The 12258-nt window shown below is 40.7% G+C and carries 10 protein-coding genes; 2 read left to right on the top strand and 8 right to left on the bottom strand.

The features are described from left to right. Positions 1-9: 9 nt before the first annotated feature. Entirely contained in the window at positions 10-465 is a 456-nt protein-coding gene (locus QM941_RS01385; protein WP_414338024.1) for an 8-oxo-dGTP diphosphatase, read from the top strand. A 24-nt stretch (positions 466-489) separates the two neighbouring features. On the opposite strand, the gene QM941_RS01380 is transcribed toward QM941_RS01385, so the two are convergent. Further along, a complete protein-coding gene (locus QM941_RS01380; protein WP_414338022.1) occupies positions 490-1233 on the bottom strand; it encodes a MerR family transcriptional regulator in 744 nt (247 codons plus the stop codon). Positions 1234-1464: 231 nt separating this feature from the next. On the opposite strand from QM941_RS01380, the gene QM941_RS01375 reads away from it, so the two are divergent. Continuing rightward, on the top strand, positions 1465-2805 hold the full coding sequence (locus tag QM941_RS01375) for a sodium-dependent transporter (RefSeq protein WP_414338020.1): 1341 nt from the start codon (positions 1465-1467) through the stop codon (positions 2803-2805). A gap of 194 nt (positions 2806-2999) precedes the next feature. Here the strand turns inward: QM941_RS01375 and manA are convergent, their stop codons facing one another. From manA to QM941_RS01340, 7 genes are all read right to left on the bottom strand, one after another. Beyond that, positions 3000-3944, bottom strand: coding sequence for a mannose-6-phosphate isomerase, class I (gene manA, locus QM941_RS01370; RefSeq protein ID WP_414338017.1), 945 nt, complete (start codon positions 3942-3944; stop codon positions 3000-3002). A gap of 163 nt (positions 3945-4107) precedes the next feature. Continuing rightward, positions 4108-4455 carry a VOC family protein gene (locus tag QM941_RS01365; RefSeq protein ID WP_414338014.1) on the bottom strand — a complete coding sequence of 116 codons (348 nt, stop codon included), beginning with the start codon at positions 4453-4455 and terminating at the stop codon, positions 4108-4110. Positions 4456-5024: 569 nt separating this feature from the next. After that, entirely contained in the window at positions 5025-6800 is a 1776-nt protein-coding gene (gene spxB / locus QM941_RS01360) for a pyruvate oxidase (RefSeq protein WP_414338012.1), read from the bottom strand. A gap of 325 nt (positions 6801-7125) precedes the next feature. After that, positions 7126-9348, bottom strand: coding sequence for a heavy metal translocating P-type ATPase (locus QM941_RS01355; protein ID WP_414338010.1), 2223 nt, complete (start codon positions 9346-9348; stop codon positions 7126-7128). 9 nt (positions 9349-9357) lie between these two features. Further along, complete coding sequence (locus QM941_RS01350) at positions 9358-9729, bottom strand: cupredoxin domain-containing protein (RefSeq protein ID WP_414338008.1); 372 nt, start codon at positions 9727-9729, stop codon at positions 9358-9360. 10 nt (positions 9730-9739) lie between these two features. Beyond that, positions 9740-10135: a CopY/TcrY family copper transport repressor gene (locus QM941_RS01345; RefSeq protein ID WP_414338006.1), complete on the bottom strand. Its 396-nt coding sequence runs from the start codon at positions 10133-10135 to the stop codon at positions 9740-9742. A 410-nt stretch (positions 10136-10545) separates the two neighbouring features. Then, positions 10546-12147 carry a type I restriction-modification system subunit M gene (locus QM941_RS01340; RefSeq protein WP_414338005.1) on the bottom strand — a complete coding sequence of 534 codons (1602 nt, stop codon included), beginning with the start codon at positions 12145-12147 and terminating at the stop codon, positions 10546-10548. Positions 12148-12258: the final 111 nt, after the last annotated feature.

Below are 12258 nucleotides of genomic sequence, written 5' to 3'. Positions count from 1 at the left end.
TTGTAAAAAATGAATAAAAGAGAGTCAGTCGAATTTGTCAATATGTGTATGATTCAAAACGGAGACAAGGTTCTGGTTCAAGATCGAGTTAATCCTGACTGGCCTGGCATTACTTTTCCTGGTGGTCATATTGAACGTGGCGAATCCTTTGTCGATGCTGTCATTCGTGAGGTGAGAGAAGAAACTGGACTAACTATTTCCAAACCCCAACTCTGCGGTATTAAAGACTGGTATGATGATGAGGATTATCGTTATGTTGTCCTTTTTTACAAGACAGAACACTTTACTGGTGAACTCCAGTCTTCAGACGAAGGAAAGGTATGGTGGGAGGATTTTGAAAATCTTTCTCGTCTAAAACTCGCAACTAAGGATATGTCTGATATGCTTCGTGTTTTTTTGGAAGATGATCTCAGTGAGTTCTTCTACTATAAAGACGGTGACGACTGGCTTTATGATTTGAAGTAAAAAATAGGCTAGGAAATTCCTAGCCTATTTATTCTGCATTGTCTGAACGTAAGCAGCAATGACATCTGATGTGTATTGAGCTGTTCCAGGTCCAAACTTGTCAATGTTTTCCTTAAACTCTGGATTATAGACATAGCCTTTTCCGATATGACCAAAGACCTCGATAGAGCAGTCAAATCCATAAGTTCGAATGGCTTGCAAGAGTTTGGATGCTTCTTCTTGGTTTTCGACCGCTGTTGCAGCTAGCCCATTTTTATGGTTATGAGCCAAAGCTTGAAAAACTTGGTTAAAGGCAGCCGTAGCCTCATCTTCGCGGCCTTTTTGGCGCTCGAGAGCTTCTCCCATGACTTCTTGACCATATCTCTCTACCGCCTCTTGGTGGTATTTTTGATGATCTTGGTAGCTAAATCCAGTGAATTTTTCTTGAATGGTCATTTTTATTTCTCCTTTTTGTTCTTGAATGGTTTTTTGTAAGGTTAAAATCAAGGTGTCTAGATGTTGCCTTTCTCGAGTTAGGTAATCCAACTGTCTTGCCAAATGTGGTAACAAGTCCGTCTTTTCTTCCTTCAATAGCTCTGCTATTTTTTCTAAAGAAAAGCCTAGATACTTGTAATAGAGGATAACCTGAAGTCGTTCTAAATCCTCTTGACTGTAAGTTCGATAGCCATTTTCTGACTTTAACGGAACCAAGAGTCCAATCTTATCATAATGGTAGAGGGTCTTGACGGAGACACCTGAAAGTTGCGCAGCTTCTTTGATATGGTACATGATTTCCTCCTCACATGAATAGTATATCCCCTTACCTTAGGGTAGAGTCAAGTATTTTATCATATTTTTTATGAAAACATGAAAATCGCTTTCTTGACAGACTTGAAAAATCATGATAGGATAATCAAGTCTATCAATCAAATGAAAGGCTCTTAAAGAGCAATTGAGAGAGGGCTATTTGACAACTCAAGTAGCCTTTTCTTATTTTAAAAATAGATTGGAGTTTTAACGATGTCTGAAAAATCGCAATGGGGCTCAAAACTGGGCTTCATCCTTGCATCTGCTGGTTCTGCTATTGGTCTTGGGGCTGTTTGGAAGTTCCCTTATATGACCGCTGCCAATGGTGGGGGAGGTTTCTTACTGGTCTTTCTTATCTCGACACTATTGATTGATTTTCCTCTCCTCTTGGCTGAGTTTGCTCTTGGTCGAAGCGCTGGCGTGTCAGCAATCAAAACCTTTGGCAAACTTGGAAACAATCAAAAGTACAACTTTATTGGTTGGATAGGTGCCTTTGCTCTTTTTATCCTTCTCTCATTTTATAGTGTCATTGGGGGTTGGATTCTGGTATACCTTGGTATCGAGATTGGAAGATTATTCCACCTAATCGGAAATGGAGATTATGCCCAGCAATTCTCTTCCATCATTTCTAATCCAGTTATTGCTTTAGGAGCCCAAGCAGCCTTTATCTTCTTGAACATTTTCATTGTTTCACACGGTGTTCAAAGAGGAATTGAAAGAGCTTCTAAGGTTATGATGCCTCTGCTCTTTATTATCTTTGTTGTTATTATCGGGCGCTCTCTCAGTTTGCAAAATGCCATGGAAGGCGTCGTTTACTTCCTCAAACATGACTTTTCAAAACTAACAAGTGCTGGACTTCTCTATGCACTGGGACAATCTTTCTTTGCCCTCTCACTAGGGGTGACAGCCATGCTGACCTACGCTTCTTACCTAGATAAGAAAAGCAATCTGGTCCAATCAGGAATGTTCATCGTAGCCTTGAACATCTCAGTTTCTATCATGGCGGGACTTGCGATTTTCCCTGCTATGTCAGCCTTTAATATCCAATCTGAAGGTGGACCAAGTCTCCTCTTTATTGTTTTGCCGCAACTCTTTGACAAGATGCCTTTTGGTACTATTTTCTATATTCTCTCTCTCTTGCTTTTCCTCTTTGCGACGATAACTTCCTCAGTCGTTATGCTTGAAATCAATGTTGGTAACATCACCAACCAAGACAACCGTAAGCGTGCTAAGTGGAGTAAGATTTTAGGGATTTTGACTTTTGTCTTTGGTATCCCTTCGGCCCTATCCTATGGTGTGATGGCTGATGTCCATATCTTTGGAAAGACCTTCTTTGACGCCATGGATTTCTTGGTTTCCAACCTCCTCATGCCTTTCGGTGCTCTCTGCTTGTCTCTTTTTACAGGCTATATTTTCAAGAAAACACTGGCAATGGAGGAACTCCATCTTGATGAAACACCGTGGAAACAAGGACTTTTCCAAGTCTGGCTTTTCCTTCTTCGTTACATCATCCCAATTATCATCATCGTGGTCTTTATCGCCCAATTTATGTAAATACAAAAAAGGAGAGTGGGACAGAAATCGGTAATTCGTTAGAATTCGATTTCGTCGTCCCACCTCCGCACAGTTGAGTAGGGCTGTAAAAGCTGATGAAATCAGCGTAGTAGAGCCCACTCAACCACTGCGTCTCGCTCGACAATCCAAAGACAATTGAGAGGCTAGGACTTTTGTCCCAGCCTCTTTTCTTTTTATGGATGACTAACAATCAATTCTAGACCTTGACCTTCCAAAGTCCATGCTTCAACATCGCTTGGTAGGATAAAGTGACTACCTTTTTGGATTGGATAGTTCTTTCCATCAACAGTTAGTTGACCTTGACCAGCCAAGACACTGAACAAGCTGTAGTCAGCTGTCTTTTCAAAGTCCACTTTCCCAGTGATTTCCCACTTGTAAACTGCGAAGAAATCATTAGACACAAGAAGAGTTGAACGCAGGTTATCTGCTTTGACAGTCACAGGTCGGCTGTTAGCAGGCTCACCAATATTTAAAACATCGATGGATTTTTCAAGATGAAGCTCTCGCAAGTTGCCATTATCATCCTTGCGGTCAAAGTCATAGACACGATAAGTTGTATCACTAGACTGTTGCGTTTCAAGGATCAAGATACCTGAACCGATAGCGTGCATGGTCCCACTTGGGACATAGAAGAAATCTCCAGCCTTAACAGGCACTTTTGTCAGCAAGGCATCCCAGTTCTTATCTTCGATTTGCTGGCGAAGTTCTTCTTTTGATTTGGCATTGTGACCATAGATAATCTCTGAGCCTTCATCTGCAGCGATGATGTACCAGCACTCTGTTTTTCCAAGTTCGCCTTCATGCTCTAGTCCATAAGCATCATCTGGGTGAACTTGAACACTGAGCCAGTCATTGGCATCAAGAATTTTGGTCAAGAGTGGAAATACAGGTTCTGGACGATTGCCAAATAATTCACGGTGTTCCGCATACAAAGTAGCTAGGTCTGTTCCCTCAAAGCGACCATTAGCTACCTTAGAAACTCCATTTGGGTGAGCTGAGATTGCCCAGTATTCTCCGATTTTTTCATTTGGAATGTCGTAGCCAAACTCATCACGTAGTTTAGTCCCTCCCCAGATTTTTTCTTGCATTACAGAATTTAAAAATAACGGTTCTGACATCTTGATCTCCTGTCTGATTTTTCTCCCTTCATTATAGCAAAAAAAGAGTTCTAGTTGAACTCTTTTTCATATCTTATAAAGTAGAGAGAAGATTTTATAAAAATAGTGAATAAATCCCATAATATGATATAACTTTTGTTGGCGATCAAACTCTACTATGCACTTATTTCATTTTATAAAAATCAATCACTAAACCAGCAGGTCCTCTAACTAATAAGGATTCTGTTCCCCAATCCGTTTCACAAGGACCGTGTAAAATCTCGACATCAATCTCTTTTAAACGTTGGTAATTCTGATTTAGATCCTCAACCTCAATGTGAAGAATGATTCCTGACTGAAAATCTTCCAAAGGAATCAAATGATGTTGAGACAACATAAGACAGTGACTGCCAATCGTAAACTGAGCAAAAGCATCATCAGCATAATCAGCCTTCTTATCCAAAAGATGCTCCAAGTCAGCACAGACTTGGGAAACATTTGAAACAATAATATCAATTTGATTTAAATCCATGTACTCTCCTCTGTAAAAATATTAGAAAACGAATACTCCTTATCAATGAATCGATTGATTGATGGTAAATAAGCCGTTAGAAATTATTTGAGCAATAACTTCAAGACCATGAAAAATAAAACTTCCTATAATCAATCCTAGAATAATTGAACAGATAATCATGGTAATACAGATTAGCTAAATATCCTTTTTTTCCATATCTTTCCTCCTAATATCTACTCATTGAGATACATTTAATCTCAAGTTTCATTGACCATTATGTGACTATTATGAGGTTTCTCAGAGCCATAAAGAAGAGTAATGAACTGAATGTTATAATCATTCTTTATTTTTAATGAAATAAGAAAGCCCACTTACTACAACTATTTAAAAAATAATTCTTCTTTCCGTATCTGTCACACTTTCTATTATTACATTTTTATTATAAGATTTTCAGAAAACGCTGTCAAATATTTATATGCAACTTTTAAAACAAAAAGACCGGATTACTCCGATCTTTTCAAGTTTCACTCTATGAAAATCAAAGCATAAAATCTAAAATATTTACGTTTGATTTTCGACGAGAGGAATTATTTAATTGCGCGTGATTGCAATCCTTCTTCTTCCAAGAAGAGGCGGAATGGTACGAGTTCTTCTGCTTCGTATTTTTCCTTAAATGCTTTGATTGCTTCTTCTGAGTGTTGTTTTGGATCCAACTCAAGTACTTCTACTGGAAGTGGACGATGTGGAGTAATGTGAGCATCGATAACAACAGTTTTACCTTCTTTGTTCAATTTAACAGCTTCTGCAACAACTGCATCGATGTCTTCGATACGGTTTACAGTGAACCCTACAGCACCTTGCGCTTCAGCGATTTTCGCATAGTCAGCATTAGGGAAGTCACAACCAAACAAGTGTTTGTTTGTGTCTTCGTATTTGTCCTTGATGAAGGCATATTTACCATTTGAGAAGACCACGTTAATAACTGGAAGGTTGTATTGAACGTTGGTGATAACGTCTGGGTAGCACATGTTGAATGCACCGTCACCCATGATGTTCCATACTTGGCGATCTGGATTGTCTTTCTTAGCAGCGATACCACCAGGAAGGGCAATACCCATTGTCGCAAAGAGTGGAGATGTACGCCACATGTTCTTAGGTGTCATGTGAAGGTGACGAGTAGATGTTTGAGTAGTGTCACCTACGTCGATTGAGTAGATAGCGTCTTGATCAGCATGTTTGTTGATTGCATTGTAAACTTGATACAATTGCAATTCACCCTCAGTTTTACCTTCGAGTTTGTTCATGTAATCGCGCCAGTTTTGGTTGTTCTTCACGTTTGCACGCCACCATGGAGTAGACTCAACTGGGTTTACTTTATCAAGGATAGCTTTAGCTGCTTGACCTGCATCACCAAGGATTGAAGCGTCAAGGGCGTGACGTTTACCAAGTTTGTATGGGTCAATATCCACTTGGATGAATTTTTCAGTGTTTTTGAATGCTTCGTATACTTCAGCAAATGGGAAGTTTGAACCAAGGAAAAGAACTGTGTCTGCTTCAAATACAACTTCGTTAGCTGGTTTCCAACCAACACGGTAAGCAGAACCTGTCAAACCTTCGTAGTTCCATTCGAAAGCTTCGAAGTTTTTACCAGTTGTAATGATTGGTGCTTTGATTTTACGTGACAATTCAGTGATTACTTCACCAGCTTTAACACCACCGTAACCAGCGTAGATAACTGGACGTTCAGCATTGTTCAAGATTTCAACCGCTTTGTCGATTTCAACTTCGTTCAAAGCAGGAGCGATGAATGAACGCTCGTAAGAACCTGATCCGTAGTATGAGTTTTCGTCGATTTCTTGGAAACCGAAGTTTACTGGGATTTCAACAACAGCTGGACCTTTTTTAGAAACTGCAGCACGGCAAGCTTCGTCAATAACTTTTGGCAATTGCTCAGCGTAAGCTACACGTTTGTTGTATACAGCGATACCGTTGTACATTGGGTTTTGGTTCAATTCTTGGAAGGCATCCATGTTCAATTCGTTAACTGGACGTGAACCAAGGATAGCAAGGAATGGAGTGTTATCCATAGCTGCATCGTAAACACCGTTGATCAAGTGAGTTGCACCAGGTCCACCTGAACCAACTGCAACACCGATAGATCCGCCAAATTTAGCTTGCATAACCGCTGCAAGAGCACCTGTTTCTTCGTGGCGAACTTGCAAGAAACGGATATCTTTGTCTTCAGCCAAAGCATCCATAAGTGAGCTGAGTGTTCCTGATGGGATACCGTAGATAGTGTCTACGCCCCATGTTTTCAATACGTTGAGCATTGCTGCAGATGCAGTAATTTTCCCTTGAGTCATAATGATAACTCTCCTTCAAAATAATTTCATATATTTACGAAAAACGTTTTTATATAGTAATTGAAAACGATTCTGTAAATTTACAATCCTAATTTAACACAATTGATTTTAGATTTCTAAGTATATGCTCAGAATACCCCATTCTCTATTACAGAACAGTCTGAAAACGTTTTAGGTGATCTGTATTAGTATAGCAAAAAAGCGGTTAATACCGCCTTTTTATACTCAATGAAAATCAAAGAGCAAACTAGGAAGCTAGCCGCAGGCTGTACTTGAGTACGGCAAGGTGAAGCTGACGTGGTTTGAATTTGATTTTCGAAGAGTATTAATCGACTTTAGTAAAATTAAGCATAAGAGAGCTAATCAAAACAGAGACTGAACTAAAGGCCATGGCCAATCCTGCAAGTTCTGGATTGAGTACCAAACCAAGACCAGAAAACACTCCTGCTGCAATCGGAATACCAATGAGGTTATAGATAGAAGCCCAGAAAAGATTGAGTAGAATACGATTAAAGGTCTTCTTACTCATATCAAAAGCACGTGCCAATCCTAGTAAATTGTTGGTTGTAAGGACAAGGTCTGCGGATTCAATAGCAATATCTGTTCCAGAGCCCATGGCAATTCCGACATCCGCTACACTGAGGGCCGGCGCATCATTGATACCATCTCCAACAAAGGCCAATTTGCCATTCTTTTGAAGCTTGTGAATTTCATGTGCCTTTTCCTCTGGCAAGACATTTGCAATCACTTCTTCTATCCCAATTTGCTCTGCAATCGCATGGGCTACTCCAGCATTATCTCCGGTAAGCATAACAGTTCTAAGGCCACGTTTTTTCAATTTGGCAATAGCTTCTTTGGCATTTTCCTTAGGGACATCCTGCAAGGCAATTAAGCCTTTTAACTCACCATCCACGGATAGGAAGACTACTGTTTTTGCTTCTTTTTCAAGTAAATCAAATCGTTCTTGGTAATCATGTGGAATAGCAAGATCATCTAAGAGTTTGGCATTCCCAAGCAAGACTTGTTTACTATTAATAATCCCAGTCACACCTTTTCCATGCAAGGCTTGGAAGTTTTCCACTGGGTAAAGGCTAATTCCTAGTTCAGATGCACGATTAACAATAGCTTGAGCTAGCGGGTGTTGAGATACATCTTCCAATGAAGCAGCCAAACTTAGCACTTCTCTTTCATCACCAATAACATCTGTCACTACTGGCTTCCCTTCGGTCAAGGTTCCTGTCTTATCAAAAACAACCGTTTGGACTTTTTGGATTTCCTGTAGAACTGTACCATTTTTGAGAAGAATCCCCATCTTGGCACTTCGTCCTGTTCCAACCATGAGTGCTGTCGGCGTCGCGAGTCCTAGTGCACAAGGGCAAGCAATAATCAAAACAGCAACTCCGTAGAGAAGTGAAGTCACAAAGCTTTCTCCTAGGAAAACAAACCAGATCCAAAAAGTAAGAAGTCCTAAAATGACAACAGCTGGTACAAAAATCCCAGAAATCTTGTCTGTCAAATCTTGAATAGGAGCACGACTCGTTTGCGCTTTCTTCACAAAGTCCACAATCTGAGCCAACATAGTCTCAGAACCCACTTTTTCAGCTCTAAAGATGATCGTACCACTATTATTGATAGTTGACCCAATAACAGCATCTCCAACTGATTTATCGACTGGAATACTTTCCCCAGTCACCATTGATTCATCAATACTCGTTTCACCTTCTAACACAGTCCCATCAACGGCAATTTTTTCACCTGGTCGAACGCGAATGAGATCCCCAACTTTGACTTGTTCTAGAGGTATTTGAACATAAACATCATCACGCAAAACCTCTGCTGTTTTTGCTTGTAAATCTAATAATTTTTCGACTGCCTGCGAAGTATTTTTTCGCATTTTTTCCTCAAAAACTGCTCCCAAAAGAATGAAGAAGAGGATAAATGCAGCACTTTCAAAGTAAACGGGCAGACCAGTGAAGAGGGCAACTAAGCTATAGAAATAGGCCACTAGGGTTCCCAGAGCAACCAAGGTATCCATGTTGGAATTGTGCTTTTTAAAACTAGCCCAGGCGCTTCTGATATATGGAACTCCAGCTACCAGCATAATGGGTGTTGTGGCTAAAAAGGTGCCCCAACGCATGACTTGGTGACTAATTCCTCCTGTAGACATCCCAATCATGAGAATCACAAGAGGCACAGTAAAGATACTAGTAATCCAAAAACGCTGTAAAAGACTGAGAGACTTTTTAGTTTTTTCAACAACGGTGTAGGTCCCCTTTTGCATCTTCATGCCGCATGAAAATTCATGCTCACCCAGGTCTTGAGGAGTAAAGCGAATGACTTTTTCCTCGTCTTGAGCGATTGGTTCTAGGATCCCTTCTTCTTCGAAGAGAACTTCTTTATAACAATTTGATGGTGTCACACGATGAAAGGTAATCTCAGCAGGAATTCCTTTTTGCAGTTGAATGTGGGCTGGATGGTAGCCTTTGTCTGCCGTGATACGGATTTTTTGAACACCATTTTCAAGACTTGCTTTTACAATTTCAGTCATATCATTCTCCTATTCTACAATCATCTTACCGTGCATCATATTCATGCCACAAGAGAAACCATACTCACCTGCTTCTTCAGGAGTAATTTCAACCATATATTGGTCTCCCATAGGCAGATCTGCATGCACTCCAAAGTCTGGAAAAACGATTTGGTCCAAGCAAGGTGAAGGATCTTTTCGATCGAAAATAATGCGAGCAGGTTGCGATTTTTTGAGGATAATGGTTTCTGGAGTATATCCTCCCATGACCTCCACTCGAATTTCCTGATAGCCATTCTTTTGTTGAGCTCTCCTAGCATCTTCTTGCGGTTTTTTGAAAAACCAAAAGAGGATAAAAGCAATCATTCCTAGAACAATAATAGATACAAATAGATTTAACATAGCGTCTCCTTTACATACAATTACATTTTACTTCTGTTACAGCACTTGCTTTTTTCTTTGAAATCACTTCTTCCAAGCCTTTCAAGTCAGCTAGGGTGAAATCACATTCTTCAATCAAATCGGCAAGTAACTGCTTCATCCTGCGGGAACAAAGCTTGTCTTTGATATCCTGAACCAATAAACCTCTACTGTCGTCTAGAGTTAAAAGGGACGAATACACGAAGGACTTACCCTGCTTTTCCCGAGTCAAACATTCTTTCTCCACTAAACGGGCCAAGAGCGTCTGAATCGTGGACTTAGACCAGCTGAATCTTTTCTCTAATACTTTGATAAGATCAGTACTAGTCTGCTCCCCCTGCATCCAGATAATCTTCATGACCTGCCATTCTGCATCCGAAATCTGCATGGTTATCTCCTCCTAAATCTACATTTGTCAATTACAATTATCAGTATACTCTTAAAATCTACATTTGTCAATTAAAATTCTTTAAATTTTTAAAATTTCCCTTTCCAATAGATTTTGTCTATCATTGTGATATTAAATACATATTATCCAAAGTAGATTTCATTCAAACTCTACTTAACCGATGTCGTCATTTTCACCTATATTATACATGATGTGTAATACAACGAAATACAAAAGAGGCTGGGACAAAAGTCCTAGCCTCTCAATTGTCTTTGGATTGTCGAGCAAGACGCAGTGGTTGAGTGGGCTCTACTACGCTGATTTCATCAGCTTTTACAGCCCTACTCAACTGTGCGGAGGTGGGACGACGAAATCGAATTCTAACGAATTACCGATTTCTGTCCCACTCTCTAAATCTCTTTCAATTTTTCGAGATAGGCGGTTAATTCTGCTTGGGCTTCTGGTGTTGTGCCTACTAGCTGGCTGCGCTTGTGTGCGAGTCTAGCTTCTACCTCTCTAATCTCTTTATCAATCTCTGAGAGTTGGTCTGCGAGGTCGGCGAGGGGAACAACAGGTTCTTCCTCAAAGGTATCAACATAGCGCGGAATGTTAAGGTTGTAGTCGTTTTCGACAATCTCTTCAAAGCTGGCTAGATGGGCGAACTTCTCGACATTCTCGCGTTTTTGATAGGTCTCCAAAATCTTGGCAATATGGTCTTCGGTCATATTGTTTTGACTTTTCCCTTTTTCAAACTCTTTTGAGGCATCGATAAAGAAGACATCCTTATTGGTGCGATTCTTTTTAAGGATGATAATAGTTGTCGGGATAGAGGTATTGTAGAAGATATTTGCTGGCAAGCCGATAACTGTATCAATAGCACCTTCTTCTAGCAGGTGCTGGCGGATCTTTTGCTCAGCCGCTCCTCGAAATAGAACTCCGTGAGGAAGAACAATGGCCATGACACCATTGTGCTTGAGATGGTAAAAACCGTGAAGAAGGAAGGCAAAATCCGCTTTAGACTTAGGTGCAAGAACTCCATAACTTGAAAAACGAGGATCTTGCAGAAAGCCACTATCAGCTGACCATTTCATTGAATAAGGTGGGTTCATCAAAACCCCATCAAAGTCTGTCGGCTCCGTAGTCGGCCAATCTTCGTCTAGGGTATCGTGGTTGCTGAGGTGATAGTTCTCAATCGCAACTCCATGAAGCATCATATTCATGCGAGCAAGGTTGAAGGTCGAAGTAATCAATTCTTGACCGTAGTAAGAAATCGTCGAAGCTTCCTTACTATAGCGCTTGGCATTGAGCAAGAGGGAACCAGAGCCCATGGTCGGGTCGTAAACCGACATCCCCTTTTGATGCTCACGCCCTGAAAAGACAATCTGAGTCATGAGGTGAGAGACTGCTTGAGGTGTATAGAACTCACCAGCCTTTTTCCCAGAATCACTGGCAAACTGGCCAATCAAGTACTCATAAGCATCACCCAAGATATCACCAGCATGACCAGAGACATTGAGGTCGTTGAGCTGTTTCATAACCTCAGAGATGGTCTTGTTTTGCTTTTGTGGTGTGTTGCCTAGCTTTTTGGCATAGAGGTCGATATCTTCGAAGAGATTTTCAAATTTTTCATTGGCCTGCTCGATATCACGGAAACTTTGGGCTAGGGACTCTAGCTGGAAGGTTCCTTCGTGGATAGACTGAACCAGCTTGGTAAAGGTCAGAGAAGGCTCAATCACGTAGCCTAGCTCGTCATTTAGGACCTCGATGAGGTCTTCACGGACATCTGCATCCGCAAAGTTTTCCTCGTAGAGAAGCTGCGCTTGCTGGAAGGACTCAAAGGTCTCGTCCAAGTTATCACAGACGGCTTGGAGGATGTTGTCGGATAGGTACTTGTAGAAAATCAAGCCCAAGAGGTAGGACTTGTATTCATTGGCTTCCATCTGGCCCCGCAGGATATCTGCCGCATTCCATAGGGATTGGTAGAGTTCTCTTGATAAATCTGTTTGTGACATAGGGTCTCCTATCAATTTCTACTTTCATTCGTTTAGTGTAGCTTTTTGCGGTTTTTGTATCTTATGAATCGAACACGACCTAAAAGCTGGGTAAAAAAGATAAACTGTCTG

The sequence above is a fragment of the Streptococcus timonensis genome (genome assembly GCF_047460355.1).
Lineage (GTDB): Bacteria > Bacillota > Bacilli > Lactobacillales > Streptococcaceae > Streptococcus > Streptococcus timonensis_A.
The sequence above is the reverse complement of the archived record's forward strand: the minus strand, read 5'-3'. Positions and strand labels throughout refer to the sequence as shown.